Source organism: Bradyrhizobium macuxiense, assembly GCF_007993935.1.
In the GTDB taxonomy this organism is placed as follows: Bacteria; Pseudomonadota; Alphaproteobacteria; order Rhizobiales; family Xanthobacteraceae; genus Bradyrhizobium; species Bradyrhizobium macuxiense_A.
Genome location: NZ_VITY01000010.1, coordinates 120,079 through 137,485, shown reverse-complemented (window position 1 = coordinate 137,485; position 17,407 = coordinate 120,079). Strand labels below are relative to the sequence as shown.

General features: G+C 63.8%; 20 protein-coding genes. 12 read left to right on the top strand and 8 right to left on the bottom strand.

The features are described 5' to 3' along the window. Window positions 1-49 precede the first annotated feature (49 nt). From FBZ93_RS25685 to FBZ93_RS25675, 3 genes are all read left to right on the top strand, one after another. Window positions 50-1,312 carry a TadE/TadG family type IV pilus assembly protein gene (locus FBZ93_RS25685; RefSeq protein WP_146989625.1) on the top strand — a complete coding sequence of 421 codons (1,263 nt, stop codon included), beginning with the start codon at window positions 50-52 and terminating at the stop codon, window positions 1,310-1,312. A gap of 101 nt (window positions 1,313-1,413) precedes the next feature. Continuing rightward, on the top strand, window positions 1,414-1,824 hold the full coding sequence (locus tag FBZ93_RS25680) for a TadE/TadG family type IV pilus assembly protein (RefSeq protein ID WP_246667641.1): 411 nt from the start codon (window positions 1,414-1,416) through the stop codon (window positions 1,822-1,824). Continuing rightward, complete coding sequence (locus FBZ93_RS25675) at window positions 1,821-2,201, top strand: TadE/TadG family type IV pilus assembly protein (protein ID WP_146989621.1); 381 nt, start codon at window positions 1,821-1,823, stop codon at window positions 2,199-2,201. Before FBZ93_RS25680 ends, FBZ93_RS25675 begins: the two co-directional genes overlap by 4 nt. Before the next feature lie 114 nt (window positions 2,202-2,315). Here the strand turns inward: FBZ93_RS25675 and FBZ93_RS25670 are convergent, their stop codons facing one another. The 5 genes from FBZ93_RS25670 to FBZ93_RS25650 form a co-directional block, all read right to left on the bottom strand. After that, on the bottom strand, window positions 2,316-3,992 hold the full coding sequence (locus FBZ93_RS25670) for an alkaline phosphatase family protein (RefSeq protein ID WP_146989619.1): 1,677 nt from the start codon (window positions 3,990-3,992) through the stop codon (window positions 2,316-2,318). Between the two features lie 216 nt (window positions 3,993-4,208). After that, window positions 4,209-4,871: a hypothetical protein gene (locus tag FBZ93_RS25665; RefSeq protein WP_146989617.1), complete on the bottom strand. Its 663-nt coding sequence runs from the start codon at window positions 4,869-4,871 to the stop codon at window positions 4,209-4,211. Continuing rightward, window positions 4,852-5,469, bottom strand: a complete 618-nt coding sequence (locus FBZ93_RS25660) for a papain-like cysteine protease family protein (RefSeq protein ID WP_167529214.1) — start codon at window positions 5,467-5,469, stop codon at window positions 4,852-4,854. Before FBZ93_RS25660 ends, FBZ93_RS25665 begins: the two co-directional genes overlap by 20 nt. Then, on the bottom strand, window positions 5,466-6,371 hold the full coding sequence (locus tag FBZ93_RS25655) for a phosphatase PAP2 family protein (RefSeq protein ID WP_146989613.1): 906 nt from the start codon (window positions 6,369-6,371) through the stop codon (window positions 5,466-5,468). Before FBZ93_RS25655 ends, FBZ93_RS25660 begins: the two co-directional genes overlap by 4 nt. Before the next feature lie 49 nt (window positions 6,372-6,420). Then, the gene (locus tag FBZ93_RS25650) at window positions 6,421-8,229 is read right to left on the bottom strand and encodes an adenylate/guanylate cyclase domain-containing protein (protein WP_146989611.1); all 1,809 of its coding nucleotides are present in this window, start codon (window positions 8,227-8,229) and stop codon (window positions 6,421-6,423) included. A gap of 413 nt (window positions 8,230-8,642) precedes the next feature. On the opposite strand from FBZ93_RS25650, the gene FBZ93_RS25645 reads away from it, so the two are divergent. The 4 genes from FBZ93_RS25645 to FBZ93_RS25630 all read left to right on the top strand — a co-directional run bounded on the left by FBZ93_RS25645 (window position 8,643) and on the right by FBZ93_RS25630 (window position 12,086). Further along, entirely contained in the window at window positions 8,643-9,620 is a 978-nt protein-coding gene (locus tag FBZ93_RS25645; protein WP_167529222.1) for a tripartite tricarboxylate transporter substrate-binding protein, read from the top strand. Window positions 9,621-9,813: 193 nt separating this feature from the next. Then, a complete protein-coding gene (pstS, locus tag FBZ93_RS25640; RefSeq protein WP_146989607.1) occupies window positions 9,814-10,824 on the top strand; it encodes a phosphate ABC transporter substrate-binding protein PstS in 1,011 nt (336 codons plus the stop codon). A 246-nt stretch (window positions 10,825-11,070) separates the two neighbouring features. After that, window positions 11,071-11,787: a TetR/AcrR family transcriptional regulator gene (locus tag FBZ93_RS25635; RefSeq protein WP_246667640.1), complete on the top strand. Its 717-nt coding sequence runs from the start codon at window positions 11,071-11,073 to the stop codon at window positions 11,785-11,787. A 47-nt stretch (window positions 11,788-11,834) separates the two neighbouring features. Then, window positions 11,835-12,086: a hypothetical protein gene (locus tag FBZ93_RS25630; protein WP_146989605.1), complete on the top strand. Its 252-nt coding sequence runs from the start codon at window positions 11,835-11,837 to the stop codon at window positions 12,084-12,086. A 35-nt stretch (window positions 12,087-12,121) separates the two neighbouring features. Here FBZ93_RS25630 and FBZ93_RS25625 read toward each other — a convergent pair whose 3' ends face one another. Next, on the bottom strand, window positions 12,122-12,475 hold the full coding sequence (locus FBZ93_RS25625) for a hypothetical protein (RefSeq protein WP_146989603.1): 354 nt from the start codon (window positions 12,473-12,475) through the stop codon (window positions 12,122-12,124). A gap of 46 nt (window positions 12,476-12,521) precedes the next feature. On the opposite strand from FBZ93_RS25625, the gene minC reads away from it, so the two are divergent. Genes minC through FBZ93_RS25605 form a run of 4 tightly spaced genes read left to right on the top strand, consistent with a single transcriptional unit; the run spans window position 12,522 to window position 14,644 of the window. Continuing rightward, window positions 12,522-13,232, top strand: coding sequence for a septum site-determining protein MinC (gene minC / locus FBZ93_RS25620; RefSeq protein WP_146989601.1), 711 nt, complete (start codon window positions 12,522-12,524; stop codon window positions 13,230-13,232). 25 nt (window positions 13,233-13,257) lie between these two features. Beyond that, a complete protein-coding gene (gene minD, locus FBZ93_RS25615; protein ID WP_050419827.1) occupies window positions 13,258-14,073 on the top strand; it encodes a septum site-determining protein MinD in 816 nt (271 codons plus the stop codon). Then, window positions 14,073-14,351: a cell division topological specificity factor MinE gene (gene minE / locus FBZ93_RS25610; protein ID WP_050419828.1), complete on the top strand. Its 279-nt coding sequence runs from the start codon at window positions 14,073-14,075 to the stop codon at window positions 14,349-14,351. Before minD ends, minE begins: the two co-directional genes overlap by 1 nt. Next, complete coding sequence (locus tag FBZ93_RS25605) at window positions 14,348-14,644, top strand: hypothetical protein (RefSeq protein ID WP_050419829.1); 297 nt, start codon at window positions 14,348-14,350, stop codon at window positions 14,642-14,644. Before minE ends, FBZ93_RS25605 begins: the two co-directional genes overlap by 4 nt. A 163-nt stretch (window positions 14,645-14,807) precedes the next feature. On the opposite strand, the gene FBZ93_RS25600 is transcribed toward FBZ93_RS25605, so the two are convergent. After that, window positions 14,808-15,701: an NAD-dependent protein deacetylase gene (locus tag FBZ93_RS25600; protein ID WP_283810839.1), complete on the bottom strand. Its 894-nt coding sequence runs from the start codon at window positions 15,699-15,701 to the stop codon at window positions 14,808-14,810. A gap of 22 nt (window positions 15,702-15,723) precedes the next feature. Here FBZ93_RS25600 and FBZ93_RS25595 point away from each other — a divergent pair, with 22 nt between their 5' ends. Next, window positions 15,724-16,104, top strand: a complete 381-nt coding sequence (locus FBZ93_RS25595) for a c-type cytochrome (protein WP_146989597.1) — start codon at window positions 15,724-15,726, stop codon at window positions 16,102-16,104. A gap of 19 nt (window positions 16,105-16,123) precedes the next feature. On the opposite strand, the gene FBZ93_RS25590 is transcribed toward FBZ93_RS25595, so the two are convergent. Continuing rightward, complete coding sequence (locus FBZ93_RS25590) at window positions 16,124-17,290, bottom strand: LysM peptidoglycan-binding domain-containing protein (protein ID WP_146989595.1); 1,167 nt, start codon at window positions 17,288-17,290, stop codon at window positions 16,124-16,126. Between the last annotated feature and the right edge of the window lie 117 nt (window positions 17,291-17,407).

Sequence of the window (17,407 nt, the reverse complement as noted above, 5' to 3'; positions counted from 1 at the left end):
CATGACGGCCTTCATCCCTTGGAAGGCGGAAGTTGGAATATCCTCGCAAATGAGGCCGGCACTGGATGAGTGCCGAGGCCGCCAGGACGGTCTCCTGAAGCGCTTTGCGCGCGACCGCTCCGGCAGTTACGCGATCATCATCGCCTTGCTGATGCCAGTCCTGGTCGGGACCGCAGGATTAGGCACCGAGGTCGCGTGGTGGTTCTACAAGCACAAGAACATGATGAGTGCGGCCGACTCGGCGGCTGTCAGTGCAGCCACCGCCGGCACCAATCTCGTGACCGAGGCCAACGCCGTCACGACGTTCTACGGCTATGCGAACGGGATCGGCAACGTCACCGTCACCGTGAACCAGCCTCCGTCCTCGGGAAGCTTCACCTCCAGCACCCAGGCGGTCGAAGTCATCATCAGCCAGCCGCAAGCGCGGCTGTTGTCGGCGTTGTTCGGCTCCGGGGCGGTGCCGGTCACGGCTCGCGCCGTCGCACTCGGCAATGTCGGAACGGGCTGTGTGCTGGCGCTCGACCCGACCGCCAATCCGGCCGTGACCGTGAAAGGCAACACCCAGCTCAACCTGATCAATTGCAATCTCTATGACGATTCCAACGGCAGCTCGGCGCTCAATGTCAGCGGAACGGCAACGATATCCGCGGCGATGGTTGGTGTGGTCGGCGGGGTCTCCGGCACCAGCAGCATCACGGCGACCAACGGCATTCGGACCGGCATCAGGGCGATCGGCGATCCCTATGCCAACGTCACGCCCACGATGCCGACATGGTGCGACTACTCGAACAAGTTCAACGTGAAGGGGACGACGACCCTCAGTCCGGGCAGCTATTGCGGCGACATCTCGGTCGCCGCCGGTGCGACGCTGACGTTCAATCCCGGGATCTACTATTTCAACGGCGCGAACCTGTCGGTGGCCGGCAATGCCACGATCACGGGAACGGGCGTCACCCTGGTGTTTACCGGCTCGAGCGGCAACTGGGGCTCGGCGACGATCGGGAGCAACGCCAATGTCAGCCTCACGGCGCCGACCAGCGGAACGACCGCGGGAATCGCGATCTATGGCGACCGCAGGATGCCGGTCGGCAGCAGCTTCAACCTGACGGGCGGCGGTACCCAAAATTTGCAGGGCGCGGTCTACCTGCCGAAGGCGGCGCTGAGCTTCAGCGGCGGCAACGGCACAAGCACGACATGTACGCAAATCATTGCAGATACGATCTCGATCGTCGGAAATTCTAATGTTCAGGTCAATTGCGCTGCCATGGGCGGCAATGCCATCGGTACGGCGACAGCGCAGCTTGTTGAGTAAGCTGGAGCGATACGATGAAACCGGGCAGGACAGGTGGTGAGCGCCGCTCTCGACGGCGTGGCTTATTTCTCCGTCGCAGGTTCGGAGATGACGCACGCGGTGTGGCGGCAATCGAATTCGGCGTCCTGGTCCCGCTGCTTTCGCTGATGGTCGTTTCCGTGACCGATATCGGCCTTGCGATCTACCGCAAGATGCAGGTGGAGGGATCGTCGCAGGCGGGCGTGGAATATGCCATCGCGCATGGGTTCGACGCCAATGCGATCTCGACGGCCGTGGCAGCTGCGACCAACTCCAGTGCGATCAGTGCCTCGCCTGTTCCGATCAAGTTCTGCGGCTGCGCGACCAGTTCGGGCGTCACCAGCATGACCTGCGGCGGAACATGTCCCGGAGGCGGAATGGCGGGTACATACACCATCGTCTCCGCGCAAGGCAGCTACTCGACGATCATCAACTATCAGATCGTTCCGAACAGCTATGTCATCAGCACGCAGTCCACGGCGAGGCTGCAGTGAAACGCGCATTCTGGCCCGACCGGAGCGGGGCGTCGGCACTTGAATTCGGCCTGATCGCGCCGCTGTTCTTCGCGTTCCTGTTCGGCGTGATCGAGTTCGGGCTGCTGATGTGGACGCAGGTCGGAATGCAGCACGCGGTGGCGGTCACGGCGCGATGCGCGAGCGTCAATCCCGCGCTTTGTCCTACCGACAACCCGAGCGCAATCGCCGCTTACGCCACCCAGCAGGCGTTTGGACTGAGCTTGCCGTCCTCGACGTTCAGCTACAGCGCCGCGGCGTGCGGCAGCCAGGTGAGTGCAAATTATCAATTCCAGTTTCCCCAGATCCTCAATCTGGCTCCGTTCACGCTGACGGCGGCGGCCTGCTTCCCCGCCTAGAGCATGATCCGAAAAAATCGGCGCCCCGTGGGGCGCCGATTGGTAGGCCGGGTCGACCGGCCTGCCCAGTCACGATGAGCCGAGGCAGGACTTCGGTGCGTTGCGCCGCGGCGGTCAGAACCGCTCCGCGCCTTCATTCAACTTCAGGGCCTCGACGCCCTCGTCGCGAACCGCCTGCAGGCTGCGCGGATCGAGGTCGAGCGCACGGAGGATCGTCGGTGCGATCTGGGTCGTGAAGGCGGTCTCCTCGTTCGTCCGCGCATGCTTGATGCGAGGCGAGGAGAGCAGCAGCAGGACATTGCGATCGTCCTTGGAGAAGCCGCCATGCTCGGCAAGCTTGCTGCCGCCGGTGCAGATCACGCCATGATCGGTGATGGCGATGAAGTCCGGCACCCGGCTGTTGTGGAACGGATCTTCGTAGAGCTTGGTCAGCTCGTCGCGGTCGAGCAGCTTCTGGATATGCAGATCGGCGGCGTGGGCCAGAATGTAGGCCTTGGCGTCGGCATAATAGGGATTGCCGGTCGCCGGATTGGTCGCCTGCTGCAGTTCCGGCGACAGCCAGACCAGCGCCGCGTCGTCGCAGATCTCGAAGCCGTTGGCGCCGAAACCGGGCGTGTTGCTGTACAGCGCATCCGAGATCGCCACGCGTTCCGCGAGGTTGATCGGCGACTGGCCGTGCTTGGCGCTGATGATGATCAGCGTCGAATCGTAGAGGTTCTGCGCCTTGAGCTCGTTGACGAATTTGCCGAGCGCATCGTCCACGAACTGGAGTTGCTGCGTGAGCGCATTGCCGGGCGTCGCGTTGGCGTCGGCATAACCGCCGACCAGCGACTTGTCGGTATCGGCGTTGCCGGCCTTGGCGAGCTTCTGGCCGACGCTGACCGCCTGGAAGTTCATGCCGAAGATCGCGGGGACGCCTTGATGCTGGGTTCGCGTGCCGTTGTAGCCGTCGATCCAGTTCAACACCGCCTGCACTTTCAGCGAGTCGTATGAACGGACACCGACAAAGCTCTTGGTGTAGTCGTCGCCGGGCTTGGCGCCGGCGTCGATCGTGTCCTGCGCGTTGATCTCCGGCGTAAAGAGCTCGTCGAGGCCTTTGCCCGACGGGCCCGCCAGGTCCTCATAGGCCGGATGCTTGTCGGACCAGGCCGTGTGCATTCCGGCCTGCTTGATGACTTCGAAGATCGTGTTGGTGCGCACGTAGTCGTGCGGATAGACCGGAACGCACTGGCCGTTCACCAGCTTGCGCTGCATGTGGTCCGGATCGAGCTGCGTGTAGACCTGACCGAGCGTGCCGCCGGCCGTGTAATCGGCGACCAATCCGCTGGAGTAATCGAAGGTCTTGTCGAGCGCTTCGAAGTTGGTGAGTTCGGTGCCTGCCGGGCCCACGCAACCCGGGTCCGGAAGATTCTGGCTGGTATAGAAGGCCTTGGCCGGATACTCGGTGCGGTCATAGCTGTCGTCATAGAACAGGCCGCCGCCCTTCGGCGTCGCGCCGGTGACCTGCGCGAGCATGCCCGGATAGCTGTCGGACGGAGCGGTGGTGTAGGCGTTCGGATAGACGACGCCCTTGCCGGTGAGCTGGGCGAAGTTGCCGCCGGGACGGCTTTCGACCCAACGCTTCAAATCGACGGCGTGCATGCCGTCGACGCTGATCAGCAAGACGTGCTTGTAGCCATGTCGCTGCGAATGCCCGTTGTCATCATCCGCTTGCGCGGCTGCGACGCCGCAGGCAAGCATGGCCGCCGCGATCGCGGCAGTCGACAAGACATAGTCACGAAAGCCTCTCATGAGTCGCCCCTCTCTATTTCCGTCAGGATTGGAATGGCCAGCACTGGCCGCGACAACTTGTCGCGGCCAGTTGACGGAGGGATGACGCTTTCGTGCGAGTTCGATGACTGAGGCCGAGATGACCGGCATCCAGGGGTGGCTACGCGCAGGCCGGGCGACGCGACGCAGTGATTGGCTTTTGCCGTTCGCTCGCCAAATGACGCGTGGCCGCGCGTGTCACCCAGCCGAACCGCTGTCGGTTGGAACTGCGGTCGACGCGTGAACCAAGGCTTTGAGGACCTCTGCGGGCTTCACATTGGTGAAGGCCGGTAAGAGGTTGGGATCCATCGGCAGGATGAAGTCTTCATCGTGGTCCTGATGTCGGACCCACAATCCGGCAAAGCAAATCGCGGGAGCGAGCAGCAGCAGCGGCTCACCAGGTTTGTGATCGTTCCTATCGGATGAGATCGCGCGGCGCACGGACGGCGCCTGAAGCGCTTTGATAAAGCCGGTTACGTATGGTCCCTCATTCAGTTCGGCCAACCGATAGCCGCCCTCGTCGGTGAAGACGGCATGAGCCGCAGCGATCGGCTCAAGAACAGTCTTGTCATAGATAAGAAAGCGCCAGCCGAGGATGGTGGCTACGGAACCGAGCGCAGGCAGCTCAATCTTCGCTGCAGGCTTGGCCGCGCACCGGTCAGACTTGGCCAGACGGCGCAAGGTGCTCAACGGCAGCAACGCCATGCGATGCGGTGCGCAAAGCTCGAGGTCTTCGCGATGATTGCGATGCGCGAAGCTGAGCTTGGGCGTCGCGAATCCCCGCATGCGCGCTCGATTGGCCATGCCGGCAAGTACGGCGTCGCGGGCGTCGTCGGGAAAGTCAGCTGCTGAAATCGCCATGCGTCGCCCTCTTGGTGGTGTAGTATGTGTCCGTCCAGGTGCCGCAATTGATATAGCCGCGCGGAAATTGCGCGGCGTTGATATCCGAGAGGCCCCACCAAGGGTCCGCAATCGCCAGGCCGTAGTCGTCTTGCACGGGCAAGTCGACCGCTGGCTCATCGGCGTAACCCTTGATCGTGACAAGATGGGCCCCGCCGCCATTCCAGACGATGCGCACGCAAAGCGGGCGTCTGCCTCCGATCTCGTCCTGGGTCTCTCGCAGGGACGCAGAACGGCGCGCGGTCCATTTCCTGAAATGGCCAACGCGGAACAGCGAGGACATCAGGTAGCCGTAGACATTGCAGGTATCCTTGTCGGCCACGCAGCAATCAGTTCGGCCCAGCTGTCCGTTCGCAATGTCGCATTGGGTCACCCTGCTGGAGGGACGATAGAAATGGGCGATGCTGGCCGCGACGGCGGCCCAGCACCAGTTTGTCTTTTCCTGATGCTCGTTCTTGAAGTCGAGCAGCCGCCATCTCGATCGCCTGAACGGGGGCAGTCTGATCGGGACGCATGTCGCGCCCACGAGAGAAGCGATTTCGTCTGCTGCCGGTGTCACGATCGTTTCCCCCGCTTCTTCTTGGAGGTCGAACGTCCGGACGGCAGGACCAGTGTACCGGCCTTGCCGGGCTCACGTTTGGCCTCAGCCAACACCGCCTTGAATGTCGGGCATTCCTTGAGGATCTCGAAAGCCTGATGGGCAATCACCTTTCCGGCGTGGGTATCGCTCGGGTAATGGACGCCTGCCACCTCTCGATTGCGCCCAATGCGATCGGCCAGCGCGACGAGCATCCGTCTGGTGTGTCGAGGATGGATATCCGCGAGCGCCAGAGCGATCAGGTGACTTTCGAGCGAATGCGCGCTCGGAAACGAGGCGTGCCCCGGCGAATTGATCAAGGGAACGAGCGCAGGACATATCTGTTGCGGCCGAGCTCGATTGAACCGGAGCTTGAAGTCGATTGCCACCATTTGGGCAACCCGGATCGCCATCTCGATGATCTTGAGCGAGCTCGGATGTGACCACGGCGACATCATCAAGACTTCGGCAAAATAGCCGCGCAGTCGCGTATTCTGATCGAGAATTTCACCGATCAGGCGAGGGCGCTCATCGCGCGCCATTGCGGCCAACTGATCGATCTCGGCAAAAATATCGGCATGACGATGTGGCGGATCCGGAGCTTGAATGGAGCGGCGCCAATCCGTTTGGCCGAACTCAGCCAGCGCGATCACGCCAAAAAGGTCGGGCTCCCATCCCGACCAGGGGAAAACCACGTTGAAATTGAGGTCTTTCTCGCAGATTTCACCGCCCAGCGGATCGAAGATCAGGAAAGGTGCGCCCTGTGCTGGTGGCGAACCCATATAGGCTCCGCCGGCGCCGTAACTTTGACCGCCGCCTCCCCCGCCATCCCCGCCGCCGTCGCCGCCACCGTCCCCGCCGCCATCAAATACATGAAACTGCATTGCAACCTCCCAGCTCCAATAATCATCTTGTCAATCAGGCACTCCAAATTCAGACAGGAAGTCCGGCGGCTTCCAGCCGTTGCACGTAAAGTGAAGCTTGCTCCGCCTTGAAAGGGCAACGCGGCGCGTAATGAGACACAGTGAATTGCGGCAGAACCGATCGATGATGCGTTGCCAACAGCGCGGCGTCCTCATGCCGGCCGACGGCCACGAGGCTCGCCGCTGCGATCCGGATCGCGTTTCCGTATCGGGGATTGAGGCTGAGTGCCTTTCGCGACCAGCGAATGGCCTCCTCATAGGTGCCGTTCAAATAATGATTTTGGCCGAGCCGCGAAAAACTCGTGAAGGCTTGTTGATCCAGCGGGGACAGCCGGATGGCGCGTTCGGCTCGTTCGATTCCCGACGCTGGCTTGCCGATGAAGCCGTATGTTGCGCTGCTGAACATCCATGCCCAGGGATTGTTTGGCGATGCGGCAAGCGCACGGTCAAAGCAGTCGAGGGCCGTGTCAAAGTCAAAATGGAAAGCGCTCCGCGCGTGCCCCTGCAGTGAAAGGGCAAGCGCGTCGGATGGATCTCGTTCGATGGCGCAATTCGAGAGCCGGATGATCTCGGCGATCTCGGCGTTGGGATCGGTCGACCGGCCCTCGGCGATGTTCAGCATGTGCCAGCGCGCTGAGAACGCATATGGCGCCGCATAGCCGTCGTCCTCTTCGCGCGCCCGCTCCAGCAGCGTCCGCGCCATCGAAAAGCTGGCGAAGTCCAATTTGTAGAGCAGATCAAGCGCGCGCAGAAAATAATCGTACGAGTTGAGATTGTGCGGACGCTTCCGCAGCGCGCGCTTCACCTCGGCCTGGCGCACGTGTGTCGAGATGCGGCCGACGATCATGAGGGCGATTTCGTCCTGCACGCCGAAGATATGCTCGATATCGGTTTCGTATTTCTCTGCCCATATGACCGATGCCGTCGACAAGTCACCGAGCTCGACAGAGAGCCGGATTCGATCGCCGGCGCGGCGAATGCTGCCACTGAGCAGATACCGCACGCCAAGTCGTTCGCCGGCCACTGTTCCGTAGTCGACGGCGCGGCGATCGATCATCATGGTCGAGCCGCGGGCAACGACCAAAAGATGCTTGATATTGCTGAGCGTCGCGATGATGTCGTCGACGAAGCCCTCGGCGAAATAGTTGTCGCCGGGATCGTCCGAAAGACTGACGAGCGGCAGGACGGCGATCGAGGGCAATTTTGCCCGCCTGGAAGGCGAGCGCGCGAACCCGACTGCCGCGCCGCGGTCCACCCCCGGCAATCGCAGCGAGAACGCGGGGACAGCTCGGGTCAGGTTCTTCAGCCGAAGGTCGCCGAGACTGTCGAATTTCAGGTCTCCGGCGCCATCAAGATTGTCGAGCACGGCCGACGACACCACGATCCCGTCTGCCGGCGCCGTCGTCTGAAGACGCGCGGCGATATTGACCGCGCTTCCGTAGACGTCGTCGAGATCGAAGATGACGGGCTCCCAATGGATGCCGATTCGAAATGCGATGCGGCGCTCGGGAGAGTGCTGGCTCTCCCGGGAGAGGATTTCCTGCTGCAGCTCGGTCGCGCATTCGACCGCATCCAGCGGGCTCTCGAAGACCGCGAGAAAACCGTCGCCGGTGTTCTTCACGATTTCACCGCGATGGGAGACGATGGTCGGATCGGTGACTTCGACCCGGAGAGTGCGATAGCGTTGATGGGTTTCGAGCTCGGCCGCTTCCATCAGTCGGGTGTAGCCAACCACGTCAGCCGCAAGGACCGCGCGACAAGCCCGCTCAAAGGGAGGCAGCACTTGAGGGGACAACACAGGGTCAGTGTGCACTGCCATGCCCGCTTATACCGTCGCGCTATAACCTTCCATGTACGTTAGCATGCGGAAACGACCCTGTCGCCACCGGGGCGGGACTGATCGGTGAGCGCCGCCGACCGCCACAAAAAGGGGCAGGCAAGAGGCTGTTTGTACAGATGATGGCTATCAGCCCACGCCCATATCCGGGCCTTGGCTATCGACTTCCTCCGTAGATGGCCAAGCGCTCAGTACCAGGATGGTACGGGGGTGAGAATTGCTGGTCGGCACTATGCAAATCGGGCCAGCTCCCGCAAATGCCGTTCGATCGCGGCGTCGACGTCGTCCGGGTGATCCACCTGGGGCAGGTGCCCGGCACCGGCAGAGATCGCGAGGGCTGGAGCTTCCAGGCAAGCGGCTCTATGACAGCATGAGGGGGAACGCGCATGCCCAGTATGTCTCGCCGGCCATTCCTGCAATTTGCACTCGGTGCTGCGACGCTGCCGCTTGCATCACTAGGTGCGCGCGCCGAAACCATGGCGCGCCCGATCACCATGATCGTGCCGTTCGCCGCCGGCGGGCCGACCGATGTGCTGGCGCGGATCGTCGCCGAATACATGCGCAACGCGGTGGGTCATCCCGTCATCATCGAGAATGTCACCGGCGCTTCCGGCACCGTTGCGGGGCTGCGCGCCTCGCGCGCGGCGCCGGACGGCACCACGATCACGATCGGGCACTGGGGCACGCATTGCCTCAATGGCGCGATCTATCAGCTGCAGTACGATGTTCGGGAGTTCGCGCCGATCGCGCTGATCGCGAGCGGGCCGCAGCTCATCATCGGCCGGCCCGACCTGCCGGCGAAGAATCTGAAAGAGCTGATTGCCTGGCTCAAGACCAATGGCGACAAGGCCACGGCGGGCACCGCGGGCCCGGGTTCGGGCGCGCATGTCGCCGGCGTGTTCTTCCAGCAGTTGACGGCTACGGACTTCTCCTTCGTGCCGTATCGCGGCGCCGGCCCTGCGCTGAACGATCTGATGGCCGGGCATATCGACATCATGTTCGATCAGGCTTCCAACTCGCTGCCGCAGGTGAAGAGCGGAACTGTGAAGTCGTTCGCGGTGACGGCGTCATCGCGGCTTGCATCGGCTCCCGATATTCCGACCGTCGATGAAGCGGGATTGCCGGGCCTCTACATTGCCTATTGGCACGGTATCTGGGCGCCGAAGGGCACACCCGCCGATATCGTGTCTGTTCTGTCGAAGGCGGTGATGGCTGCGCTCGCCGAGCCCGCCGTCCGGCAGCGCTTCGCCGAACTCGGGCAGGAGATCCCGCCGCCGGACAAACAGGGCCCCGCCGCGCTGCGCGATCATCAGACCGCCGAGATCGAGAAATGGTGGCCGATCGTCAAGTCGGCCAACATCAAGGCGGATTAAGTTCCAACTGCGACGCTCCAGCAAGCTTCAACGCGGCGCGAATGGCAGGCACCCTGCCGTTTTCGGACTTTCGATGTAGGTCGAAGGTTAGGCGCCGCTGTCATGCCAACGTCACCGGCGTTCGGAAAAACGTTGCCGCTGCTAACGAGAGCATCGAGCACGCGAGACCTCTCGCGTTTCCACGGAGATCAGCATGAAATTCGTCAAATCGATCGTGGCCGCCGGTCTGGTGGTCATGGCTACGCCCAGCTTCGCAGCCGACATCACCGGTGCCGGCTCGACCTTCATCTTCCCCGTCCTGTCCAAGTGGGCCGACGCCTACAAGAAGGATTCAGGCAGCGGTGTGAATTACCAATCGATCGGTTCGGGTGCCGGCATCAAGCAGATCGAAGCCAACACCGTGACTTTCGGGGCGACCGACGCGCCGCTGAAGTCCGACCAACTGCAGAAGGACGGCCTTGCGCAGTGGCCGATGATCATGGGCGCGATCGTTCCGGTGGTGAACCTCGAAGGCGTGAAGGCCGGCGATCTGGTGCTCGACGGTCCGACGCTTGCCAACATTTTCCTCGGCAAGATCACCAAGTGGGATGACGCGGCGATCAAGAAGCTCAACCCGAAGGCCAAGCTGCCGTCGGAGGCGATCTCGGTCGTCCATCGCGCCGACGGTTCGGGAACGACCTTCAACTTCACCGACTATCTGAGCAAGGTCAGCCCGGACTGGAAGAGCAAGATCGGTTCCGGCACTGCGGTCGAATGGCCGATTGGCGTCGGCGCCAAGGGTAATGAAGGCGTCGCGGGCAACATCGCGCAGGCCAAGAACTCGATCGGTTATGTCGAGTATGCCTATGCCAAGCAGAACAAGCTGACCTACACCGCGCTGGTCAACAAGGCCGGCAAGACCATCCAGCCGACCAACGAAGCATTCCAGGCTGCCGCCTCGAACGCCGACTGGACCAACGCGCCCGGCTACTACCTGATCCTGACCGACCAGCCCGGCGACAAGTCCTGGCCGATCGTCGCCTCGACGTTCATCCTGTTGCACAAGGACGGGACTGATAAGGCGGCCTCCAAGGAAGCGCTCAAGTTCTTCAAGTTCGCTTTCGACAAGGGTGCCAAGAGCGCCGAGGAGCTCGACTACATCCCGATGCCCGACAGCGTCGTGAAGCAGATCGAGAAGACCTGGGCCGCCGACGTGAAGAGCTGAGACGCTCCTTTCCAGTACGCGCAATTGCAGCAGCCGGCGTCGATCGACGCCGGCTCTTTTGTTTGGGCTCAGCGGCCGTCGAGCCGCGGCGCTGGCACGAGAAGGTCTTGCCGGGGCGGAATGCGCTCCGGATCGAATCTAGCCCTTTGACTTGAAAGAGAATTTTCGCCGAACGTTTCGACCGGCGGGGACCTTGAACAGCGCATCGGAGGCCATATATGTACGATCGAACATATAGAGACAGCAATGATCGATACCAGCAAGACGGCGACTGCGCCGGTCGCCCGGCCCAAAGGGCGGCGCAGCAAGGACATGCCCGACGGCCGCCAGGCGCTGCTGATTGCGGCGACTGAGGCCTTTGCGGCCCAAGGCTTCGACGGCGCCGACCTGCGCAGCGTCGCTGCGGCGGCGGGCGTCGCGCCGAATCTCGTGCGGGTCCATTTCGGCAACAAGGCCGCGCTGTGGGAGGCCTGCCTCGACCGCGTCGTCGTTCTCGCGATGCCCGTGATGGCCGAGGTGCATGCGATCGCGACCGACACGACCCGGCCGCTCGGCGACCGGCTGCGCGATCTCATCATCACGGTCGCAACGTTCTACGCCGCGCATCCGCAGATGAGGAATTTCGTGGTTCGCCATGGCGCCGAAGCGCCCGAGCGCTCCACGCTGGTGACTGAGAAGCTGCTGCGTCCAGCCTATGAGAGCGCGCGCGAGCTGTTCCAGGCCGGCATCGCCGCAGGCATCATCCGCAGCAGCCATCCGGCACTGTTCTTTGCCTTGCTCAATGCGGCTCTCAACCAGCCGCCGGCTTTCCCGATGCTGCTCGGCCGGTTCGCGCCCGAGATCGATCCCGCAACGGCGTGGACCGAGCTGCTCGACACCACGATCGCAACGCTTCTGCACCTTCCGCCGTCACAGGCCGCCGCCGAACGCGCCGCCAGCGACGGCCGCAAGCCGGCGTCGTGACATCCGGTCTCGACCACCCCTTCAACCTTCCAGTGAGAGAGTGATCCATGAAACTTCGTCTTGCCCTCGTCGTTCTCGGCGCAACCATCGTGCCCGTTTTTGCCCAGTCCGGGCCGAACGAATCGATGCAGCGCCAGGCCTGCATGGGCGACGCCGTCCGCCTGTGTGGCGCCTACATTCCGGATCGCGGCCGGATCAGGGATTGTATGGCCGCGCAGGTCGAGCAGCTCAGCCCGTCATGCCGCGCGGTGTTCGATGCGTCCGTGCAGGCCGAGCGTTCGCCGTCGGCCCGGCGTTGATCCGCGACGTCCGGTCCTGCCACAGACATCCTACGTCATGGCAGGGCCGGCAGCTTGCAAGTTCGGCATTGGAAATCGCTGCCGCGCTCGTCGGTGCGGATCTCGAAATCCTCCGAGACCTTCAGAATCCGATTGCGGAAAGGGGCGGTCTCGAACAGCTCGGCGTGCCCCGTGCGTCGGCATTTTGGGCACCGCAGAATCTCAGTCCAACTGGGGTTGGTCATGATGTTGTGGCCCGGCCAGCGCGCGCCGGAATGATAGCGCGATTGGGCCCAATTGACTTTGATCCAGCGCAAAAACGAGCCCGCCGGCCCGAGCTGATGGTGCCGAAGAGCCGCCTGTCCCAAATCAGTGAAAACCCTGACGCTCGTTAACCCTTGGTTAACCATGCGGGTCGATTGTTAACCATTCGACAAGACAACCGAGTCAGGGGCGATGGACGCAACTCAACAGGTCGCACGTCAGCAGGTCCGCATGCGCGGCCGTTCCTATGTTGCGTTCGTTTTCTCGCCCGTCGTTCCGGTCGTGTCCTGGCTCGCCGAGATCGACGCGACGCTTGGGAAGTCGCCGGGCTTCTTCAGCGGCAAGCCTGTCGTGCTCGACCTCTCGGCGGTCGATCTTAGCCAGGCTGCGATCGCGCATCTGATCGGCAGCCTCGCCGAACGCAACATCCGCATCCTCGGCATCGAAGGGGTCGACGAATCGAAGCTCGGCGCCAACATGCCGCCGCTGCTGACCGGCGGCCGCGCCTGCGCGATCACCCATGTCGAGCCGAAGACGCCGCCGGCGCCGGAAAAAAACAAAGACAAGACCAAGCTGCCGTCGCTGCTGCTGGAGAGCCCGGTTCGTTCCGGCCAGTCGATCGTGTTTGCCGAGGGCGACGTCACCGTGCTCGGCTCGGTCGGCTCCGGCGCCGAGATCGTCGCCGGCGGCTCGATTCATGTCTACGGCACGCTGCGCGGCCGCGCGATGGCCGGCATCAACGGCAATTCGGCGGCCCGGATATTCTGCCAGAAGATCGAGGCTGAGCTGCTCGCGATCGACGGCTACTACCAGACCGCAGATGAAATCGCCGACAGCTTGCGCAACCGGCCCGCCCAGGCGTGGCTTGAGGGCGAAATGCTGCGCATCACACCATTGAACTGACCGACTGACTACAAGGAGAGAGAGAATGGCCAAGGTATTGGTCGTGACGTCTGGGAAGGGCGGGGTCGGCAAGACGACCTCAACCGCCGCGCTTGGCGCGGCGCTTGCGCAAATGGGCCAGAACGTCGTCGTCATCGATTTCGATGTCGGCCTGCGTAACCTCGATTTGGTGATGGGCGCGGAACGGCGGGTCGTGTTCGACCTGATCAACGTGGTGCAGGGCGTCGCCAAGCTGCCGCAGGCCCTGATCCGCGACAAGCGGCTGGAGAACCTCTGGCTGCTGCCGGCGTCGCAGACCCGCGACAAGGACGCGCTGACCGAAGAGGGCGTCAAGCGCGTGATCGCCGACCTCAAGACCAAGTTCGACTGGATCCTGTGCGACAGCCCGGCCGGCATCGAACGCGGCGCGACGCTCGCGATGCGCTACGCCGATGAGGCCATCATCGTCACCAATCCGGAAGTGTCGTCGGTCCGCGACTCCGACCGCATCATCGGCATGCTGGACTCCAAGACGGTCCGCGCCGAGCGCGGCGAGCGGGTCGAGAAGCATCTTCTGGTCACCCGCTATGACGCCGGCCGCGCCGCGCGCGGCGAGATGCTCTCGATCGACGATATCCTTGAGATCCTTGCGACGCCGCTGCTCGGCATCGTCCCGGAAAGCCAGGACGTGCTGCGCGCCTCGAATGTCGGCTGCCCGGTCACGCTGAACGCTGCAAGCAGCGCGCCGGCGCGGGCCTATACCGACGCGGTGCGGCGCCTGATGGGGGAGCAGGTCGAGATGACCGTGCCGGTCGAGCGCAAGGGGCTGATGGACCGGCTGCTGCGACGGAGGGCGGCATGATGAACGTAATGCGGCTGTTCGGCGGCCGCGCTGCATCGGCGCCCGTCGCGCGGGAGCGGTTGCAGATCCTGCTTTCGCATGAGCGTGGCCGGAATGGTGCGCCTGATCTTCTGGAGACGCTGCGCTCGGAAATCCTCAGCGTGGTGTCCAAGCATATCGACGTCGATCCCGACAAGGTCGTGGTCCGGATGGATCGCGGCAAGTTCGTCTCGATGCTCGAGGTCGACATCGAGGTTCCCAACGGCGTGCAACGATCAAAGATGGTGGCAGCCACATGACGGCAGATAGTGACAGTCACATTGCCTGGCAGCGCGCGCAGCTGAAGAAGCTGCGTGCGGCGCTGAAGCAGATCGAGGTTGATCAGATCGGCAAGGCCAATTGCGGCCGCGCGACGCAGATGACGATCGACGAATTGCAGCGCAAGATCGGCGAGTCCGGCCGTTGCATCGCGGAGTACGAGCGCCGCACCCGCCGCCCGCTGGCGACGGATCTCGGCAGCCTCGCCAGCGTCAGCTGGACGCACTGGAACGCCAATTTGCCGATGGCCAAGGCGCCGCGCCATCGGGCATGAGTCGCAGCACCGCTAACGGCTCCGTCATTGCGAGCGAAGTGAAGCAATCCATCCCTCCGCATATGCGGAACGATGGATTGCTTCGTCGCTGTCGCTCCTCGCAATGACGTGGATAGCGTGGTTCGCGCAACTATCAAGGCAACTTGCAGCTGGCAGCCGAGAACTACAGCAAAAACGCCAGCGCCGTCTCGCACTGGTCCTCGACCTTGAGCGTCAGCAGCTCGTCGGCGCGGGTGCGGCCGAGATTGACGGCGGCGATCGGCAGGCCGCGCTGCTCGGCCATCCGGACGAAGCGAAGGCCGGAATAGACCATCAGCGAGGATCCGACCACGAGCAGGGCGTCGGCCTGCTCGAGATGCGCCTGCGCTGATGCAACCGTGTCGCGCGGCACGTTCTCGCCGAAGAACACCACATCGGGTTTCAGCACGCCGCCGCAGACTTCGCAGGCCGGCACCACGAATGACGAAAAATCCTGCTCGAGATCGGTGTCGCCGTCGGGCGCGTCAGTGGCATCGAGCGTGAGCCAGGCGGGGTTCAGTCGCGCCAGCTTGCCCTGAAACTGCTCGCGCGGCATCGTGGCGCCGCAGCCGAGGCAGCGCACCACGTCGAGCCGGCCGTGCAGGTCGATCACGCGCTGACTGCCCGCGGCCTGGTGCAGGCGGTCGACATTCTGGGTCAGGAGCAGCTCGCAGCGCCCTTGCTGCTCGAGTTTCGCCAGTGCGCGATGCGCACCGTTCGGCGCCGCGCGGCCGAACCGGCGCCAGCCGACCATGCTGCGCGCCCAGTAGCGCTGCCGCGTCGCCGCCTCGCCCAAAAAGGCCTGGATGGTGACCGGCCGGGTCCGCTTCCAATTGCCGTCGCTGTCGCGATAGTCGGGGATGCCGGAATTGGTGCTGCAGCCGGCCCCGGTCAGGACAAACAGACGCTGGTGGCCGGCGACGAAATCCTCGAGGGCGGGGTGCTGCATGGCAGCACATCTAGTGCGGCGCGCGCGGCTGCGCCAGATGTGGGGTCTGACGGGCGCGGACCTTTCGTTCGGCCTCTGCGTTGACGGCATGGCACGTCCGACGGAGTGATCGATGCGACCAAGATTGATTGTCCTGCTATGCGGATTGGCGTCCCTGCCGCTCTCGCCGTCCTTTGGCCAGGACGCAGACGTATCGGGCGAGCAGGCGTTCAACAATTCCTGTCGCACCTGCCACACCGTCAAGGACGGCGACAACCGCGCCGGCCCGAACCTGCACAACATCGTCGGCCGCAAGGCCGGATCGGTGGCGAATTTTCGCTATTCCGAGGCGATGAAGTCATCCGACATCGTCTGGGATGAGCGCACGCTGCTGCGCTTCATCGAGGATCCCGAAGCCGTGGTGTCGGGCAACGGCATGAAGCCGTACACCGGCGTGCGCTCGGCGGAGGATCGCGCCAAGATCGTGGCGTTCCTGAAATCCCCGGGCAAGTGAGCGGCAGCGGAAGCAGGCCTCACCGTGCCGGCACGACGAAGACCTGGCCGGGATAGATCAAATTGGGATTGCGGATCTGCTGCTGGTTTGCCCGATAGATCACCGCATAACGCTGCCCGGCGCCGAATGCGCGCTGGCTGATCCGCCACAGACTGTCGCCGCGGGCAACCGTCGTCGTCGTGATCTTTGGCACGACCACGGCGGAGGGTGAGCTCGATGCATCGGTGGCCGTCGCCGCCGCGAGCCGCGGCGCGGTCGCACCCGCACGGCCGGACGAGGCCAGGATCGATGCGGTCGTCGTCGCGTCCGGAACGTTGAACGGCACCTCGGCGCGCGCGCGGACCTTGCCGGACCCGGGGTCGACCTCGTCAAGCCGGACCTGATAGTTGCCGGCCGCGACGCCCTTGTTGATCGTGACCGAGAGGTGCCCCGCCGCGTCGGCGGTGGCGGAGGTGATCAAGCTGCCGTTGAGATAGAGCCTGACGGTCGCGCCGGGCGCGGCCTGCCCGCTGACATGGAGCATGCCGCCCGGCTCGGTCTCGACCGCCTCGACCGCCACTTTCCCGGCGGCCGGCGGCGTCGCCGCGGGTTGCGATAGCACCCGGACCGGCTTGTCCGGCGCCATCAGCGCCACCATCGGCCGCTCCCTTGCCGCAGCCTCGAGCGCCACGGCCACGCTCTGTTTGGAGGCCACCTGCTTGCCGTCGCGCGTCATGCGCAGGGTCAGGTCATGGTTTCCCGGCGGGAGCGGGCGCGGCACCATGACGAACTGGCCGGCCTTGTCCGCGACGGCGCGATCGTGCACCTCGCCGTTGCGAAGCAGTTCCACTGTCGCGCCCGGTGCTGCCCTACCGGCGACAACAGTCTCGCCGGTCGGCTCGACGTTGACGACGTCGAATTCCGGCACCGCGTTGTCGCCCGGCACCGGCGACGGTGCTGCCAGCGCGCTGGCCAGGGCCGCGGTCTCGCCTTGCGCCTTCGCGAGCGCGGTCTTGTCCTGATTCTTGTCTTGATTCTTGTCTTGGCCTTGCGCGGGAGCTGCCGGCGCGGATGGTGCCGTGGCCATCAAAGGCGTGTTCGTGCCGAGGATTTGCTGGGTTCGGTGGATGCCGAAGATGAGCGCCGCCGTGCCGCCGGCGGCAAGGGCCAGCAACGGAATCACCAGTCGCATCGCCGTGGCGTTCATGATGTCATCCGCGGATGCCCCCGCGCGTCCGCGCGCGACCCCGCGGCCCCGTGGGGATTTCGGCAGAGACTGCGCCGCTTTGCGCCGGCCATCAAGTCGGATGAAAGGATTACTTCT